The organism is Bradyrhizobium sp. 956_D2_N1_4, from assembly GCF_052076025.1.
GTDB classification, from domain to species: domain Bacteria; phylum Pseudomonadota; class Alphaproteobacteria; order Rhizobiales; family Xanthobacteraceae; genus Bradyrhizobium; species Bradyrhizobium barranii.
The window spans coordinates 4511064-4526327 of record NZ_CP197237.1; the positions used below are offsets into that span (position 1 = coordinate 4511064).

Consider the following 15264-nt stretch of genomic DNA (forward strand, 5'->3'; position numbering starts at 1 on the left):
GCGGTAGCAACGCGCGCCGCTTTGGGTTCCACACGATACGGAAAGGAATCCGGACCGCGCCTCGCTCGCAGCGATGTGTCAAATGCGCGGATCCCGCGTTCCGGGGTTCTCCGACCATGAACAAAGTTCCTCGGCGTGGCACGGCAAGGCCGCGTGAATTGCCATGCCTTGCCCGGATTCCGTGCACGGTTTTCGGAACCTAATTTCGTTTGTTTCGGACCGCGCGCGGTTCCAAAGATTACCGTGAATTATCCAAGGCTTACCGCCAAATTTCGCTTGTCGCAGGAATAGGGCGACGCCCAACATGTTCACGGTGAATGGAGGGTGAATCGTGGAGATGACCATGAATCACAGGGGCGTTGAGTTCACTGTTGCCGAGACGGCGCTTCCCGGGGTCTGGCAGTGGCAGTTCCGCATCGGTGACGAGACCAGGACGGGCAAGACCGAGACGAAGATCGATCTGTTGGCGATCCGGCGCGTCCAGTTGCGCATCGATCGGGAGCTGAAGGCGATCGGGCGCAAGACCGCATGAATAGACCACCCGGGCCGGTTTCAGCAGCATACGCGCCCCGCGAGGTCTCGTCCGTAGCGGCCCGGAATTGATCTGTCCCTGGTTTGGGACTGCACTGCGCGCGCCCATGGCCCGGGAGGCGGGACCATCATGTGACCGGTGCCAGCCATGCCGCTCTACTTCTTTCGAATTCGGAACGGCCGCTATTCCGGCTGCGCGGACCAGGCGACGGAATTTGCCGATCGCGATGCGGCCTGGAAGATGATGACCAGCATCTGCGCCGACATGGCCGCCGGCCTCGCGCGCAAGCTCAACGAAAATTCCGAATGGCACATGGAGCTGCTGGACGAGGCCAAGGAGCCCGTGTTCCGGATCCGCATCATCGCCGAATCCTTCGAGGAGACTTGACGTCTAGTCGGCGCTGGGCAGCCGCCGCATGGTGAATTCGATGTCGCCGCCCGGCAGTTCGCGCCAGGTCTCGACCGCGCTCATATAGCCGGCCTTGGGGTAGCGGGCGAAGAAAGCCTCCGCCCTCGCCCGCGCCGCCGGGCGCGGCAGAGTGAAAGTCTCACGCAAGAAGCCGTCGCCGCCGCGCTCGCCCGGCTTGCCGCCCATCTTGCGCCGGCGCGCCATCCGCTCGGCGAGATCCCGCGGACGATCGGCCATGCCGTTCCTCCTCAACGCAATACGCTCTCGGAGATGTAGGAAGCAGGCCGGCCAAAGAGGAGTCCCGGCCGGAGGCATCAGCCGCCTCCGATCGGGGACAAGGTCAATTGGCGGTCGTGCCGGACTTCTTCTTGGGCGCGCTGGTTGCGGCCGATGCCTTCGGCGCAGCCGCCTGCTTCGGCGGGTCGGAACGCATGTTGCCCCAGGGATCGTTGGACGCCTTGGAATCCGGAATCTTCTTCAGCGTTTCCTTGTAGGCCTTGTCACGCTCGGCTTCCGCGGCCTTTTCCTCGGGGGTCTTGCCTGGACCCTCCTGCAGCAAATTGAGATTGGGCATTTGCGCGTAGGCCGGTCCCGCCAGCACGGCCAGCAGCACCGCCGCCATACGGAAAAGCTTCATCATTGACTCCTTGATCATCCATGAAGGGCGGGTCAACCGCGCCTTGTCGTTCTTGTCAACGGCCCGCCAGGGCCGAATGGCGCGCTAGAGCCGGTCCGATCTGCACGATTTCGGCGCCTGCAGCCAGTCGTCCCAAATCGGGCCGCATCTGGTGCACCCGTCCAGCACGAGACCCAGCGCTATCAACCCAAACACGAGGACACACCGACGCAACATCGCCCACCCGCTCCCAAGCCCGGTATCATATCGGGCCAAGTCAGGCATTTTCAAGCCGACAGAGCCGACCGAAGACCGGGTGACTTTGCCGCGCCGATGCGCGCAGAATGGCCGAAACATCCGGCAACACAGGGGGGGACCGACAGCAATGCCATCGCAGCCAGAAGCCCAGTTCGGCATCGCTGAGGCCAGACGCATACTCGGCGAGGTCTTTGCGCCCTGGGTCCAGGATCTCAACCTCGCCGTCGAGCGCCTCGAGCACCTGCCGCCGCCGGACGAGCCGGACTGGCAGCCGGGCGCGCTCCTGCGCATGCCATTCTCGGAGCGGCTGTGCCGCAACGGCGGCGTGGTGTGCGGCCAGGCGCTGATGGCGCTTGCCGATACCGCGATGGTGATCGCGAACCTCGCCGCCAATCGCGGCTATCGTCCGATGACGACGGTCGACCAGACCACGCATTTCATGCGCGCAGTCTCCTCCTCGGATGTGCTCGCCGACGCGCGCGTGGTGCGGCTCGGACGCACCATGAGTTTTGGCCGCGTCACGCTGCTCTCGGCCACCGACAACAAACAGGTGGCGATGGTGTCGAGCGCGTTCGCGATGCTGCCGGGCTGAGCATCATCCAAAAAGAAGAGAGCCGCGTGAGCGCGCAAGGCGCTCCGCGGCTCTCCAATCAATTTCGCATCGAAGCGAGGGACTGAAGCGCGGTTGCGTCCGCGCTTCGGTCGGCTTCGGGAATTACTTGCCGAGAATTTCGTCAGCCGCGGTGACGACGCTAACGGTCGGATTCTTTCCGCAATAAGCACCGAACTTCTTGGCGTTCTCGATGAACACCTCGGTGTCGATGATCGCGTTGTCCTCGTCGCCCTTGTACCAGCCGTCCATCCAGGTCAGCACGACCGCGATGTTGTCTTCGCCGCTCTCGAGGAACTGCTTGCAGGTCATGGTCGAGAGGTCCCACTTGACGGCGTGGGCGGGCATCGATGACAGCGAGAGCGCTGCGGCGAACAGAAGCGAAAGCGTGGTCTTCATCAATATCTCCATCGGCGCGTAACGCCATAAAGGAAGGGCTTGTGAGGGAAGTCGGCGGGAAGTGACTCACCGCTCCAACGTCGTAAACGAAGTCTGAAGCGCTGTGCAAGTAGCGTCAGTATTGAGTTTATTTCAACGTAATTTCTATGCACTACTTCACAATCATCGTTATGGATTAATGCCGATGATCGAGAAACGTGCAGCGCAGCGTTACCGTGTTTTCAAGGGTGGAACGATCACCTTTGAAAGCAGCGGCATCGCGTGCACGGTGCGAAACATGTCGGAAGGCGGCGCGGCGATCGAGCTCGATTCCCCCGTCATATTGCCGAAATCATTCACGCTCTCGATCGCGCGCGACAATTTCGTACGGAATTGCCGCACCGTATGGCGCAATGACAGGCGCATCGGCCTCGCTTTCGTACGATAGCGTGCGCGATGTGAACAACCGTTCGCATCGCATACACAACGCAGCATCATGCTTGCTTTATACGACGTCGACGACGCCAGCGCAGGCTCGCGATGGTCAGCAGGATGATCGCGAACACAATTGCTGACGACGACACCCAAAATCGTCCGCCCGGACGATCGATGGTGCGCGACCATAGCGACGGCCCTTCACCCGGCCGCGCCAGGCGAAACGCAACGACGCTGTCGCCGATCGAGGTGCCGACCTCGGAGTGGCCGCCGGCGCCGATCGCGACATATTGCTCGCCCTTCCAGAGATAGGTCATGGGGTTGGCGACGCCGGGCACCGGCAGCCGGCCTTGCCACAACTCCCGGCCGCTTCGCGCATCGAAGGCGCGCAGATAAGCATCCATCGCGCCGGTGAAGACGAGACCACCTGCGGTGACTGCGAGCCCGTTGACGAGCGGCGCGCCCCACGGCAGCGGCACGCCGAGCGGCGCAAGGTCTTCCGTGGTGCCGACCGTTGAACGCCAGAGGATCTTGCCGGCCTTCAGATCGACCGCGACCATCTCGCCCCAAGGCGGCTTGTTGCAAAGAAGCCCGAGCGGCGACATCACCACCGCACGCGACATCGCAAACGGCGCGCCCTTCTGCTGGCCGAAATCATGACCGGGCGGCGGATCGAATCCAGCGGCCTCCGCACGCGGGATCAGCTTGATGAGATGAACGGCGCGGGCGGTGTTGGCGTAGAGGATCTGGTTGACCGGGTCGAAGGCTGCGCTACCCCAGTTGACGCCGCCGCCGGTGAAGGGAAACTCCGCCGTGCCTTGCGTCGAGGGTGGGGTGAACAACCCCTCGTTACGTGCCTCCGCGAACTGCCTTTCGCAAGCGGAGCGACCCAGGCCAGGGAGGAGCGAGAGCGCATCCTCAGTCGAGATTCTTTGCGATGTCAGCGGCGGCACATGCGTCGGGAATGGCTGCGTCGGCGACAGTCGTTCACCTTCCGCGCCGCCTTGCGGCACCACGCGCTCTTCCACCGGCCACACCGGCTTGCCGGTATCGCGGTCGAGCACGAAGACAAATCCCTGCTTGGTCGGCTGAATCACGACATCGCGCTGGCCGTCTCCGGTGTCGATACGCGTCAGCGTCGGCTGCGACGCCAGGTCGTAATCCCAGACGTCGTGATGCACGGTCTGGAATGCCCACACGAGCTCGCCGGTCTCGATGCGCAGCGCGACCACCGAATTGGCGTGCTCGTTGTTGCCCGGCCGCTTGCCGCCCCAAAAGTCCGGCGACGGCGAGGATGTCGGCAGGAAAACCAGCCCGCGGGCCGCGTCGACCGACATCGGCGCCCAGACATTGGCGTGACCAGCTTCGACACGGTCGCGCTTGAGCGGCTCGAAGGTCCAGCGCGGCTGGCCGCTGCGCGCATCGAACGCGCGCACCACGCCGCTCGGCGCGTCGACGCGGCGGTTGTCGCCGATCGCGGAGCCAATCACGACGACACCGCGGCCGACCGCCGGCGGCGAGGTGATCTGGAATTCGCCGGGCCAATCCAGCTTCATGCCGATATCGGGCCTGACCTCACCGCCAGTGCCGAAACCGGCGCAGCGAATGCCTGTCTTTGCATCGAGCGCGATCAGGCGGACATCGTTCGTGCCCATGAAGATGCGCGATCGGCAGGCGGCATTCGCGGGCGCCTCATCGTCGATCCAGTAGGTCACGCCACGGCAGACGTAGCGGTTGGCGGGCCGCTGATTGGTCGCGATCTTCGGATCGAAGCGCCATTTCTGCGCGCCCGTGCCGGGATCGAGCGCGATCACCTCATTGAAGGGCGAGCAGAAGATCAGGCTGTCCTCGACGAACAACGGTGTCGCCTGGAATTTGGTTCGCCGCATCACCTCGGGCGGCCGCGCCGCGAGATCGCCGGTATGGAATTCGAAGGCCCGAACCAGATTGTCGACATTGTCGGGCGTGACCTCCCGCAAAGGCGAGAAGCGTGAGCCGCCGGGATCGCCACCCCAGCTCTCCCAGGCGATGCCTGGCCACGAGGAAAACAAGAGGAGCACGATGGCGGCGGCCGACTGACATAGACGGCTCGCCAACGCCCCCCTCATTTATTTGGGCTTCTTGGCAGGTTCAGCCGGACGGGCTCCGCCCCACGGGTCGTACTTCTCCTTGGGCTCCGGAATGCGCTCGAGCGCGGCCTTGTAGGCCTTTTCGTCGACCTTGGGCTTGTTGTCCGACTTCGCTTCGTTCGGCTGGCCTCTGCTGCGGCCCTGCGCCTGCGCCGACGCAGCCGTTAGTGCGAGCACGGCGGCCGCGATGACCAAAATCCGCATTGATGCAATCCCCCTCGTCTGGGGCACAAACTAGCCTGCAATCCCGTAATAGCAAATGCCGGAGGGCCGGAATTTCAGCAAATCTTGATCGGCCGGGACTTTGCCGGATCGCATTCCTGCCTATCTGTTGGCCCGCAGGGGACCTTCACGGATGTTGCGGATTGTTGCTCATGCGGCGCTGCTGGCCAGCGCCCTCGCACTTGGTTCTTGCGGCTTCGCCGACAGCCGCGCGCCGGTGCCCGAGTTCATGCGCCTGAAGGAAGCCGAGCAGCCGCCACCCGAAGCGCCCCCCGACGTCAAGCGCGTGGTCCGCGAGCAGATCAACGTGGTCTTCCTCAACACGTCCTATCCGCGCGAGGTGCACGTCGCCCCGCCCCATCGGGAGGTGCGGGGACAGGGCTGGACCGCCTGCGTCAGCGCGCAGCTCACCTCCGCCACCGGCTCCACACTCGGCACCCAGATTTACATCGTGACGATCTCAGGCGGAAAAGTGGTCGATCGCCGCCGCGCGGAAGCCGACGACATCTGCGGGACGGAAACCTACGAGCCGATCTAGGAACAAATCACGCCGACACGCGCTCCGGTTCCGGGAAAAACCTGTAATTCGACCCGGAACGATCACCGCCTCCCCTTCTTGTTACCCCCGAGGGCAGTTTCGGAGGAGGACACGATGAGGACATTCACGATCGCACTACTGGCTGGCGTCGGCGCCCTCGCTGCGGCGAGCGGCGCGAAGGCCGCGGACATCTACACGACCAGCGAATACGCCAACCCTGAGCTCGTTCAGGAAGTCCGGCTTGTCTGCGATGACGCCGGCAATTGCTATCGCACCCGTGGCGGCTCGCGCGTGATCGTGCGCGACTCCTACAACGCCATGCCGCGCGATCGCTATTACGAGCGCCGCACCTATCGCGACTGGGACGATGGTCCGCGCGGCGGCGTCGGCATTCGGGCGCCCGGCGTCAGCGTGGGCGTCGGTGTCGGCGGCGACCGCTGGTAGTCACTGAAGCTCTAACAGGGCAGGACCGGACGAGATCCACTCGCCCGGTCCTGCCCATGTCAGGTTTCGAGCGGATCGGCCGGCGCGACGAGGCGCGTTGATGACGGGAGCTGCGCGACGAAGCGGGCGAGCACCATGCCGGCAAGCATTGCGGCGACGAAGATGAAAGCGGACGCCGAGCCGAATCCGAGCGCGGTGAGCGCAGGGCCCGGACAAAAGCCTGCGAGCCCCCATCCGATGCCAAAGATGGCGGGACCGGCGATAACTCTCGAATCGATATCCTTTCGCGTCGGAAGGTAAAAGCGGTCTGCGAAAAACGGTCGCGCGAGTTTCAAGACACGGCTGAAGCCGATGAAGGTTACCGCGACAGCACCCGCCATCACGAAGGCGAGGCTCGCATCCCACGTTCCGGCGGGAATGCCGGCGACGTCCAAGAAGTTCAGCACCTTTGCCGGATTCGACATGCCGGAGACGATGAGCCCGATACCGAAGAGGAGGCCGATCGCGAATTGGATGAGGATTGCCATCGTCGTCAGCCCCAGTGCCGCATCACGAAGACAGTGGCAATGCCCGCCGACATGAAGGTGATGGTCGCGACCAGCGATCGCAGCGACAGCCGCGACAGGCCACAGACGCCATGGCCGGACGTGCAGCCGCTGCCCCAGACCGCACCGAAGCCCGTGAGCAATCCGGCGACGATCAGCACCGGCGTTCCCGCCGCGATCGTTTGCGCCGGCAGGCTTCCGCTGACAATGCGCACCAGGATGGGTGCGGCGACGAGGCCGGCGACGAAAGCGAGCCGGCCGGCGAACTCGCGGTCCTCGTAAGGCGGAAACAGCCGCGCCGCGATGCCGCTGACACCGGCGATCCGTCCCGTCGCCCACATCAGGAGCACGGCGGACAGTCCGATCAACGCGCCACCAAGGAGCGACGCCATCGGCGTGAAAGGTGTGGCGATCATTGTGATCCTCCAGGTCGAGAGCTTCCATCATGGCACGCCGCGGCGGCCCGAATGCTCAATGAGACGTTAATATTACCATTCGAATTGAAGCGGCGTCCCAACGGAATTTTCCAATCTTTGCGCTAAGCATGACCTTCTGAACGGGGAACGACGGGACGTGGTCGATATCGCGCATCAGGCAGCGATCAATCCGGCATCGGCAAGGGCTGCCGCGGCAACGCGCGCGCTCGTCCCCCTCACGTCCATCGATCCCGGCCAATGGCGTGCGCTCGCCCAGCGCGTGATCGAGCCGAACGGCTACTACCTGCCGGGCTGGGAGCTCGCCGTGAGCGAGGCCGCACGCGGCCGCACCGACGCCTCGGCGCTACCCGCATTCGACGGCTCGTCGGTGCGGCTGATCGGGCTGATGCCGGTGGTCTCGCTCTGGCGCGCCTGGAAGATCCCCCTGCCCGCGCTGGTGAGCGCGCATCCCTATGGCACCCTGTGCAGCCCCCTGATCGACCGCGACGCGCCGATCGAAGCGGCCACGCGCCTGTTGCAGCAGGCGCGCGAGGCCGGAGCACATGCGCTCGTGCTCAACGACGTTGCACTCGACGGCGCGGCGATGAGTTCGCTCAAGGACGTTCTCAATCGCGACGGCCTGAAGCCGCGTATCCTCTCCTCCTACATCCGCGCCAGCCTCGACGCGACGCAGGATGGTGAAACGCTGTTGCATGAAGCGCTCGGCGCCAAGAAGCTCAAGGAGCTGCGTCGCCAGCGCCATCGCCTCGAAGAGCACGGGCCCGTCGCCTTCGCGGTCGCGCGCAAGCCCGACGAGATCGGGCCGGCGCTCGAAACATTCCTGCAACTCGAGGCCAGTGGCTGGAAAGGCAAGCGCGGCACCGCGCTGATCCAGCATGCGGGCGATGCGACCTTCATTCGCCGCGCGGTTCTTGCGCTGGCAGAGACCGCGCAGTGCGAGGTCATCACGCTGCGCGCTGGCACGACGCCGGTGGCGGCCGGCATCGTGCTACGCCACCAGGACCGCGCCTTCTTCTTCAAGCTCGGTATCGACGAACGCTTTGCAAGATATTCGCCGGGCGTGCAGCTCACGCTCGACCTCACGCGGCATCTCTGCGCCGATCCGGCCATCGCCAGCGCGGACTCCACGGCGAGCGCCGACCACCCCATGATCAACCCGATCTGGCGCGGGCGCTTTGCCATCGGCGACGTGCTGATTCCGCTGCGGCGTCACGATCCTGTCGTCGCGATCATTCACGCGGCGCTGGTTGGCCTCAACGTCGCGCACGACGGCGCGCGACGCGTGGTGCGTCTGCTCCGCAAATAAGCGAAAGCTACTCTGCCGCCTGCGCGTTGATCTCCGCCGAGACCTCGCGAATGGCGCGGGCGAGCAGGTTCGGATCCTGCGCGCCGGAGACGGCGTATTTCTGCGCGAACACGTAGGTCGGCACGCCGGAGATGCCCTTCTCGGCGGCCTCCTGCGCGTCGGCCGACACGCGTGCGACGTCCTCGTCGGTGGCGAGGCGCTTGCGCACGTCGTCGGCATCGAGGCCGACATCGGCGGCCGCCTGCACCAGCACGTTCACGTCAGTGAGGTCGCCGCCGTCGCGGAAATACAGCTCCATCAGCCGCTGCTTCATCTCGGGCGCCTTGCCGATCGCCTCGGCCCAGAGGATGAGGCGGTGACAGTCGGTGGTGTTGGGCTGGCGCGCGACCAGCTCGGGCTTGTAGACAAGGCCCTCCTCGCTTGCAGCCGCGACGACGCGGCCGGCAATGCCCTTATAGGCTTCGACCGAGCCGAACTTGGTGGTGAGATAGTCCTCGCGGCTGATGCCCTCGCGCGGCACCCACGGATTGAGGAAAAAAGGACGGAAATTGAGTTTGACGGGAACGTCGGGCACGAGCGCCAGCGCGCTCTCGATCCGGTGCTTGCCGATATAGCACCAGGGGCACACCACGTCGGAGACGACATCGATCTGGAGCGGTTTCAACGTGCTCATAGCGCCTCCTTCGGGCGATGCGGGTTTGACCCAAGATAAGCCGAAGATAAGCAGAACCCGCCCCGAGGCAAGGGCGCTAGGTCATAGCTGCTGCCATCTGCTTCAGCCGCTCGGCGGTGCGCTCGTCCGCCGGGAAGAATGTCTCCAGCGCCAGCTCCGACAGCGTGATGTCCACAGGTGTGCCGAACACCATGGTGGTGGAGAAGAAACTTAGTATCTCTCCGCCATGGCGCAGCTTGAAGGGAATCGCGACATTGTCGCTCGACAGCGGCCCCGAGCGCGCCGGGATGGGATAGCTCTTGAGGTCGTTGTAGAGCTTGATCAGCTCAGGATCGGCCGTTGCCTCGCATTGCCGGTGCAGCCGCTCCAGCAGATGCCCGCACCATTCCGCGAGATTGACCGTGCGCGGCGCCAGCGCTTCAGGGTGAAACGCGAGCCGCAGCACGTTGAAGGGCTGACCGAGCAGCCGCTGCGGGATGCCTTCGAGCAGCGGCGCCACCATGCGGTTGGCGGAAACCAGATTCCAGTGCCGGTCATAGGCCAGCGCCGGATTGGGCTCATGCGCCCTGAGAACGAGGTCGATCGCCTGGCGAGCTGATTTCAAGGCGGGATCCTCCAGCGGGCGCTGCGGAAACGCCGGCGCATAGCCGGCCGCGACCAGCAGCACGTTGCGTTCGCGCAAGGGTACCTCGAGACGTTCGGCGAGCCTGAGCACCATGTCGCGCGAGGGCGCAGCGCGGCCGGTCTCGACGAAGCTCAAATGCCGCGCGGAAATCTCGGCCTCGCCCGCCAGATCGAGCTGGCTCATGCGGCGGCGTTGCCGCCATTCGCGCAAATGGTCGCCGATATGGACGGGCTGGCTGCGTTCGGCCTGTGCCGTAGATGCATGTGCGTTCATGCTCGAAAACCTAGCATGCGGATCTCAGCCCTTCCATTACCCGCGAGGTAATGAATATTGGCATGTAACCAGCTGAAATCGCTTAATCTCTTTTCGCAGACTCTGCTCGACACCAATACCGGACGAGCAAAGTTTGCGAAGAAGGGTGCAACGTCGCCCGCATCACCTGCGAGCTCGCCGCATCGCAAGTGACCGCGATGAGGCATGCGTACGCTGGAAGTACAGATTTGGGATTACCTGCACCGCCAGAGGACCGCCGACTATGAAACGGCCTTCCCGGAAACCTTGTCGAAAAGGTGCGTTCGCTCCAGATCGATCGCGACATCTATTGGGCAATCCGGCGCCGCAGAAACACCGACTTGCATCTGCGCCGTGAATGGAAATGCGCCCACGGTTCCAATCACGAGAGTATGCGGCCCGAGCGGCTCCACGTCTTTCACCATCATGCGGACGGAGGAGCCCGGTGGCGCATCTTGCCGCAGCACGTGGTCGGGCCGCACGCCGAGCACAACCGGCTTGCCGATGCTCCCTGCATAGGCCGCCTCTCGGGATTTCGGCAATCTCAACGCCGTACCCGAGGGTTCGGTGAAGATCAGTGCACCGTCGCGAGCGGCAATCTCCCCGTGGATGAAATTCATGCTGGGCGCGCCCATGAAGCCCGCGACGAAGAGATTGCTTGGTTTCTCATAGATCGTGATCGGATCAGCCGCCTGCTCGATGCGGCCGCGATTCATCACCACGACCCGATCGGCCATGGTCATAGCTTCGACCTGATCGTGTGTGACATAAACGATCGTCTTGGCGAGACGGCGATGCAATGCCTTGATCTCGGTCCGCATCTCGATGCGGAGTTTGGCGTCGAGGTTTGACAATGGCTCGTCGAACAGAAACACGTCCGGGCTGCGCACGATGGCACGGCCGATCGCCACGCGCTGACGCTGCCCACCGGAGAGCTGCTTGGGCCGACGGTCCACGTATTGCTCGAGGTCGAGAACCCGCGCCACGTCCTCGACGGCTTTCGCGATATTGGCGCGCGACTCGCCCCGCGCCTTCATGCCGTAGCCGATATTCTCACCAACAGTCATATGCGGATAGAGCGCATAATTCTGGAACACCATCGCGCAATTACGCAAGCCTGGGCGCAGCTGCGTCACATCGCGATTACCGATACGAATGGTTCCACTGGTGACCGTCTCCAGTCCCGCTATCATGCGCAACGTCGTGGTCTTGCCGCAGCCGGACGGTCCGACAAGCACGACAAACTCCTCGTCGGCCACACTCAGATTAAGCCCCTCGATGATCTTGTAGGGCCCATATGCCTTGCTGACGTTCTCGATCTCGACGTGCGCCATGGATTCCTTTTTCCGTCCCTATATCGACGGCCAACAAAGCCCGGATGATGCTCACGCATCATCCGGGGCAGTCTCCGCGGAAGCTAGTTCTTCGGTGAGAGGCCCATCGCCGCGCGATAGGCGGCGAGTTGCTTCGCGCGGCCGAACTCATCGGTCAGGCGATTCCATTCCTTCGCGACCGCGTCCAGCGCGGCCTGCGGCGTGGTCTGGCCGGCCAGCGCCTTGCCAAGCTCAATCTCCACAACCTCGGTGTAGGAGAAATAGCCGGGCAAACGCATGTCGAGCGCAACGTTCTTGCCGTTAATGGAGTCGGCCTGGGCGCCGAGATATTCCTTGGCTTCCGTCGGCGAGAAGATCTTGCTCCACAACTCCAGATTCGTGGTGTGCGACTTGCGGTATGGGTTGACACCCGTGCCACCGGTAATCGCGGCCTTGCCGGAGACTTCAGGGCTTGTCAGCGTCTTGACGAAATCCCATGCCGCCTGCTGGTTCTTGCCCACCTTTGGCACGGCAATCTGCCAGCCTCCGAACGCCATGAAGGGTGCCGGCAGCACTGCCGGAAACTTGTCCCACTTCTTGGTTTTGGCGTTCCATATCTCGTCAGAGCCGGGCAGCACCGCAGAGCCCACCTTGCCGGAAATCTTCGATTGCTTGGGGTCGGCCGCGATCACGCCGGTGTCGCCCCAACCGATCGACTCGGCCACCTGGCCGCCGGCCACGGCGGCATTGACCTCGCCGAACGAAAAGTTCAGCGCATTGGGCGGGCCAAGCTTGGAAGCGCGAATATATTCCTCCAATCCCTTCACCCAGCCCGGATTGTTGATCTGGGCATCCATCGTTTCGGGGTCGAAGAACATCGCGCCCGGATAGTTCGGGTTGTTGGTATAGGCCGCCGCGTGGCTGAAGAAGAACCAGAACTGCTGGCCACCGCGACGGAAGGCCTCCGCCGTGCCCCAGAGTCCCTTGTCGGGGCGCTGAAAGAACTCCGCGATGTCGAGATATTGCTTCCAGGTCTTTGGCGGCGCCAGGTCGTAGCCGTACTTGGCCTTGAAGGCGTCCTTCTCCTTGGGATCGCTGAACAGGTCGGTGCGATAGGTGTAGGTGTGAACGTCGCCGTCCATCGATTGCGAATAGATCTTGCCTTCCCACACCATCAGGCGCTCGCGGTAGGCCGGCTCGACATCGTCCCAATCCTTGCCGGACTGCATCTCTTTCGGCATCTCGCTGAGATAGGTGACGAAGTCGGGCAGCCAGGCCGGCGCAAAGCTGACCAGATCGAACGTCGCGTCAGATCCGGTAAGCGATGTAACGATCTTCGGGTAGAGCTCCGACCAGGGGAACTCGACCACATTGACTTTGCCGCAGGTCTTCTTGGTCCATTCGTCCGCACCGAGCTTGAGCGCGGAGGCGATATACGGTCCGGTCTGCGACGCCACAGTCAGGGTGACGCCGGAGTAATCCGGGCTACAAGCAGCGTTCGCCTGGCTCGCGGTGCAAGCCATCGCGAGCGAGGTGGTCAGCATCAGAAACGTCCGTCGCAACATCGTCCAGTCCTCCCTACATAGGTTTTTGTTATTTGATTGCTCCGAGCAGCAGGCCCGACCGCATCATGCGGCTGAGCAGACCTGCCATGATCATCATCGGAATGATGGCGACGAGCGCCGCGGCCGAGATCGCCCACCATTCGTCGCCGCGCTGGCTGTTCTGTCCTGCCACCAGGATCGGCAGCGTCTGCCATCTGGAATTGGTCAGGAACAGCGCGAACAGGAACTCGTTCCAGACGAAGGCGAGCGTGATCATGAAAGTCGCCAGCAGTCCGTTCATCGACATCGGCACCACGATGCCGAGGAAGATGCGCCAACTTGGCACGTTGTCGACCATCGCAGCTTCTTCGACCTCGATCGGAATGGCCTCGAAAAAGTCGCGCATCAGCCAGACCACGATCGGCAGCGAGAACGCGACGTAGCACAGCGTCAGGCCGACAAAGCTGTCGATGAGCTGGAAGCCGAGCCGGCCGATTTCGCTGTAGAGGAGATACAGCGCGAAAGCCGTGACGATCGGCGGAAACATGCGCTGGCTGACGAACCAGAACAGGATGTCTTCATTGCCGAGGATCGGCCCCGGCAGCGGCAGGCGGTTGGCCAGGATTGCAGCGGCAAGCGCGATCGGGAACGCCAGCAGCAGCGCCTGCGCGCGGGTGAATCCGAGCGAATTGTTGAACAGCAGATAGCCGCCGAGCGCGAGCAGGAAGAAGATCAGGCCGGCGCCGAAGCGCACCCTGAATTCGAACCGCACCAGCGCATAGGCCGCCATTGCGCCGACGGCAGTCGCGATCGCTGCCGCCGACAAGCCAACGATTGTCGAGTTCAAAAAGGTCCGGAAGAACTCGCCACGGATACCCTGATAGAGATCAATGAAGGGCTGCAGGGTCGGCGTGAAATCGACGAACGGAATATAGGTCGGGCCGCCGACCACGCCCGGCGGGGTCTTGAACGCCGTCACGACCACCCAATAGAGCGGAAACGCCGTGATCAGGCACCATGCGAAGACACCGGCCGCGACCAGGCGGCGGCTCCAGCGCGACAGTCCGGTAAGGCCCTGCCCGCTCATCGGCGCTTCTCCAGATGCGGCCGCAGCAGCGCCAGATAAGTGACGCCAATGATCGTGATGGCGATCAGGAACAGGAAGCTGAGCGCCGACGTGTAGCCGAGATTGAACTTCTTGAAACCCTCCTGATAGGCGAACAACGTCAGGGTCTCGGTGTCCACACCCGGTCCGCCGCCCGTCATCACGAATACGGTGTCCATGATCTTGTAGCTCTCGATCAGGCGGATGAAGACGACCGCGGCGGAGATCGGCAGCATCATCGGAAAGGTGATGCCCCAGAACTGTTGCCAGGCGCTGGCGTTCTCGAGCTCGGCCGCCTCGTAAACATCTTCGGGGAGCGTTTGCAGGCCAGCCAGCATCATCAGGATGACGAACGGGGTCCACTGCCAGATCTCGACAGCGATGATGCAGGCGAGCGCCCAATGACCGTTGGTGAGGAACGGCAGGTTCGCCATGCCGAACATGGACAGGAACTGGTTGAGCGGCCCCATGGTCGGATTGAAGATCATGCGAGCAACAAGCGCGACGGCAACCGGGGCCAGAAGCATGGGCAGCAGCAAGGCAACGCGAAATAGCCGTTCGCCCGGAACGCGCGCGTTCAGCGCGAGCGCAACGCCAAACCCGATCACGTATTGCAACCCGACGGCAATGAACGCGATCAGCGTCGTCGTGAAGATCGCATTCCAGAAGCGCGGCTCTTGCAGGAGCGTAGCATAATTGCCGAACCACACGACCCGCGGCGGGATCGGCGGAACCAGGCGATAGCTGAGGAAGCTCGTGGTCAACGAATAGATCAGCGGAAAGATCGAGATCGCCAGCACGACGAGCACCGCCGGCCAGATGAAGACATGCTTGATCGGATCGTTCCGCATCATG

The 15264-nt window shown here is 63.4% G+C and carries 20 protein-coding genes; 7 read left to right on the plus strand and 13 right to left on the minus strand.

What is annotated here, in order from left to right; all coding sequences use genetic code 11:
- Nucleotides 1-343: 343 nt before the first annotated feature.
- Nucleotides 344-532, plus strand: coding sequence for a hypothetical protein (locus tag AB7535_RS21465; protein ID WP_085404370.1), 189 nt, complete (start codon nucleotides 344-346; stop codon nucleotides 530-532).
- A 147-nt stretch (nucleotides 533-679) separates the two neighbouring features.
- A complete protein-coding gene (locus AB7535_RS21470; RefSeq protein WP_028152656.1) occupies nucleotides 680-919 on the plus strand; it encodes a DUF6894 family protein in 240 nt (79 codons plus the stop codon).
- A 3-nt stretch (nucleotides 920-922) separates the two neighbouring features.
- Here AB7535_RS21470 and AB7535_RS21475 read toward each other — a convergent pair whose 3' ends face one another.
- Complete coding sequence (locus AB7535_RS21475; protein ID WP_085404272.1) at nucleotides 923-1177, minus strand: hypothetical protein; 255 nt, start codon at nucleotides 1175-1177, stop codon at nucleotides 923-925.
- A 103-nt stretch (nucleotides 1178-1280) separates the two neighbouring features.
- A complete protein-coding gene (locus tag AB7535_RS21480; RefSeq protein ID WP_081369444.1) occupies nucleotides 1281-1577 on the minus strand; it encodes a hypothetical protein in 297 nt (98 codons plus the stop codon).
- Between the two features lie 364 nt (nucleotides 1578-1941).
- Between AB7535_RS21480 and AB7535_RS21485 the strand changes: the two genes are divergently transcribed.
- Nucleotides 1942-2406, plus strand: coding sequence for a PaaI family thioesterase (locus tag AB7535_RS21485; RefSeq protein WP_085404271.1), 465 nt, complete (start codon nucleotides 1942-1944; stop codon nucleotides 2404-2406).
- Nucleotides 2407-2529: 123 nt separating this feature from the next.
- Here the strand turns inward: AB7535_RS21485 and AB7535_RS21490 are convergent, their stop codons facing one another.
- Nucleotides 2530-2823: an HdeA family protein gene (locus AB7535_RS21490; protein WP_014494092.1), complete on the minus strand. Its 294-nt coding sequence runs from the start codon at nucleotides 2821-2823 to the stop codon at nucleotides 2530-2532.
- Between the two features lie 184 nt (nucleotides 2824-3007).
- Between AB7535_RS21490 and AB7535_RS21495 the strand changes: the two genes are divergently transcribed.
- Complete coding sequence (locus AB7535_RS21495) at nucleotides 3008-3250, plus strand: PilZ domain-containing protein (RefSeq protein WP_071917354.1); 243 nt, start codon at nucleotides 3008-3010, stop codon at nucleotides 3248-3250.
- A 46-nt stretch (nucleotides 3251-3296) separates the two neighbouring features.
- On the opposite strand, the gene AB7535_RS21500 is transcribed toward AB7535_RS21495, so the two are convergent.
- Nucleotides 3297-5345: a pyrroloquinoline quinone-dependent dehydrogenase gene (locus tag AB7535_RS21500; RefSeq protein ID WP_085404270.1), complete on the minus strand. Its 2049-nt coding sequence runs from the start codon at nucleotides 5343-5345 to the stop codon at nucleotides 3297-3299.
- Nucleotides 5346-5570: a hypothetical protein gene (locus AB7535_RS21505; RefSeq protein WP_085404269.1), complete on the minus strand. Its 225-nt coding sequence runs from the start codon at nucleotides 5568-5570 to the stop codon at nucleotides 5346-5348.
- A gap of 151 nt (nucleotides 5571-5721) precedes the next feature.
- Between AB7535_RS21505 and AB7535_RS21510 the strand changes: the two genes are divergently transcribed.
- Both AB7535_RS21510 and AB7535_RS21515 read left to right on the plus strand, forming a co-directional pair.
- Nucleotides 5722-6126, plus strand: coding sequence for a hypothetical protein (locus AB7535_RS21510; RefSeq protein ID WP_085404268.1), 405 nt, complete (start codon nucleotides 5722-5724; stop codon nucleotides 6124-6126).
- A 114-nt stretch (nucleotides 6127-6240) separates the two neighbouring features.
- Complete coding sequence (locus tag AB7535_RS21515) at nucleotides 6241-6570, plus strand: hypothetical protein (protein WP_028152664.1); 330 nt, start codon at nucleotides 6241-6243, stop codon at nucleotides 6568-6570.
- A 59-nt stretch (nucleotides 6571-6629) separates the two neighbouring features.
- Here AB7535_RS21515 and AB7535_RS21520 read toward each other — a convergent pair whose 3' ends face one another.
- The gene (locus AB7535_RS21520) at nucleotides 6630-7097 is read right to left on the minus strand and encodes a DUF6691 family protein (protein ID WP_085404267.1); all 468 of its coding nucleotides are present in this window, start codon (nucleotides 7095-7097) and stop codon (nucleotides 6630-6632) included.
- A gap of 5 nt (nucleotides 7098-7102) precedes the next feature.
- Entirely contained in the window at nucleotides 7103-7531 is a 429-nt protein-coding gene (locus AB7535_RS21525) for a YeeE/YedE family protein (RefSeq protein WP_085404266.1), read from the minus strand.
- A gap of 157 nt (nucleotides 7532-7688) precedes the next feature.
- On the opposite strand from AB7535_RS21525, the gene AB7535_RS21530 reads away from it, so the two are divergent.
- The gene (locus AB7535_RS21530; protein ID WP_085404265.1) at nucleotides 7689-8858 is read left to right on the plus strand and encodes a GNAT family N-acetyltransferase; all 1170 of its coding nucleotides are present in this window, start codon (nucleotides 7689-7691) and stop codon (nucleotides 8856-8858) included.
- Nucleotides 8859-8865: 7 nt separating this feature from the next.
- On the opposite strand, the gene AB7535_RS21535 is transcribed toward AB7535_RS21530, so the two are convergent.
- The 6 genes from AB7535_RS21535 to AB7535_RS21560 form a co-directional block, all read right to left on the minus strand.
- The gene (locus AB7535_RS21535; protein ID WP_039152160.1) at nucleotides 8866-9531 is read right to left on the minus strand and encodes a DsbA family oxidoreductase; all 666 of its coding nucleotides are present in this window, start codon (nucleotides 9529-9531) and stop codon (nucleotides 8866-8868) included.
- 76 nt (nucleotides 9532-9607) lie between these two features.
- Nucleotides 9608-10429: a helix-turn-helix domain-containing protein gene (locus AB7535_RS21540; protein WP_085404264.1), complete on the minus strand. Its 822-nt coding sequence runs from the start codon at nucleotides 10427-10429 to the stop codon at nucleotides 9608-9610.
- Between the two features lie 260 nt (nucleotides 10430-10689).
- Entirely contained in the window at nucleotides 10690-11781 is a 1092-nt protein-coding gene (locus tag AB7535_RS21545) for an ABC transporter ATP-binding protein (protein ID WP_085404263.1), read from the minus strand.
- 83 nt (nucleotides 11782-11864) lie between these two features.
- A complete protein-coding gene (locus AB7535_RS21550) occupies nucleotides 11865-13304 on the minus strand; it encodes an extracellular solute-binding protein (protein ID WP_306326732.1) in 1440 nt (479 codons plus the stop codon).
- A gap of 49 nt (nucleotides 13305-13353) precedes the next feature.
- Nucleotides 13354-14391 (minus strand): carbohydrate ABC transporter permease, encoded by a 1038-nt coding sequence (locus tag AB7535_RS21555; RefSeq protein ID WP_085404262.1) that lies wholly within the window; start codon nucleotides 14389-14391, stop codon nucleotides 13354-13356.
- Nucleotides 14388-15263 carry a carbohydrate ABC transporter permease gene (locus tag AB7535_RS21560; protein WP_063982329.1) on the minus strand — a complete coding sequence of 292 codons (876 nt, stop codon included), beginning with the start codon at nucleotides 15261-15263 and terminating at the stop codon, nucleotides 14388-14390. The genes AB7535_RS21555 and AB7535_RS21560 overlap by 4 nt, the downstream gene beginning before the upstream one ends.
- Nucleotide 15264 lies beyond the last annotated feature (1 nt).

Coding starts and splice junctions, on each gene's coding strand:
- AB7535_RS21465 (WP_085404370.1), top strand. CDS start 344: ATGAATCACAGGGGCGTTGAGTTCACTGTTGCCGAGACGGCGCTTCCC.
- AB7535_RS21470 (WP_028152656.1), top strand. CDS start 680: ATGCCGCTCTACTTCTTTCGAATTCGGAACGGCCGCTATTCCGGCTGC.
- AB7535_RS21475 (WP_085404272.1), bottom strand. CDS start 1,177: ATGGCCGATCGTCCGCGGGATCTCGCCGAGCGGATGGCGCGCCGGCGC.
- AB7535_RS21480 (WP_081369444.1), bottom strand. CDS start 1,577: ATGAAGCTTTTCCGTATGGCGGCGGTGCTGCTGGCCGTGCTGGCGGGA.
- AB7535_RS21485 (WP_085404271.1), top strand. CDS start 1,942: ATGCCATCGCAGCCAGAAGCCCAGTTCGGCATCGCTGAGGCCAGACGC.
- AB7535_RS21490 (WP_014494092.1), bottom strand. CDS start 2,823: ATGAAGACCACGCTTTCGCTTCTGTTCGCCGCAGCGCTCTCGCTGTCA.
- AB7535_RS21495 (WP_071917354.1), top strand. CDS start 3,008: ATGATCGAGAAACGTGCAGCGCAGCGTTACCGTGTTTTCAAGGGTGGA.
- AB7535_RS21500 (WP_085404270.1), bottom strand. CDS start 5,345: ATGAGGGGGGCGTTGGCGAGCCGTCTATGTCAGTCGGCCGCCGCCATC.
- AB7535_RS21505 (WP_085404269.1), bottom strand. CDS start 5,570: ATGCGGATTTTGGTCATCGCGGCCGCCGTGCTCGCACTAACGGCTGCG.
- AB7535_RS21510 (WP_085404268.1), top strand. CDS start 5,722: ATGTTGCGGATTGTTGCTCATGCGGCGCTGCTGGCCAGCGCCCTCGCA.
- AB7535_RS21515 (WP_028152664.1), top strand. CDS start 6,241: ATGAGGACATTCACGATCGCACTACTGGCTGGCGTCGGCGCCCTCGCT.
- AB7535_RS21520 (WP_085404267.1), bottom strand. CDS start 7,097: ATGGCAATCCTCATCCAATTCGCGATCGGCCTCCTCTTCGGTATCGGG.
- AB7535_RS21525 (WP_085404266.1), bottom strand. CDS start 7,531: ATGATCGCCACACCTTTCACGCCGATGGCGTCGCTCCTTGGTGGCGCG.
- AB7535_RS21535 (WP_039152160.1), bottom strand. CDS start 9,531: ATGAGCACGTTGAAACCGCTCCAGATCGATGTCGTCTCCGACGTGGTG.
- AB7535_RS21540 (WP_085404264.1), bottom strand. CDS start 10,429: ATGAACGCACATGCATCTACGGCACAGGCCGAACGCAGCCAGCCCGTC.
- AB7535_RS21545 (WP_085404263.1), bottom strand. CDS start 11,781: ATGGCGCACGTCGAGATCGAGAACGTCAGCAAGGCATATGGGCCCTAC.
- AB7535_RS21550 (WP_306326732.1), bottom strand. CDS start 13,304: ATGCTGACCACCTCGCTCGCGATGGCTTGCACCGCGAGCCAGGCGAAC.
- AB7535_RS21555 (WP_085404262.1), bottom strand. CDS start 14,391: ATGAGCGGGCAGGGCCTTACCGGACTGTCGCGCTGGAGCCGCCGCCTG.
- AB7535_RS21560 (WP_063982329.1), bottom strand. CDS start 15,263: ATGATGCGGAACGATCCGATCAAGCATGTCTTCATCTGGCCGGCGGTG.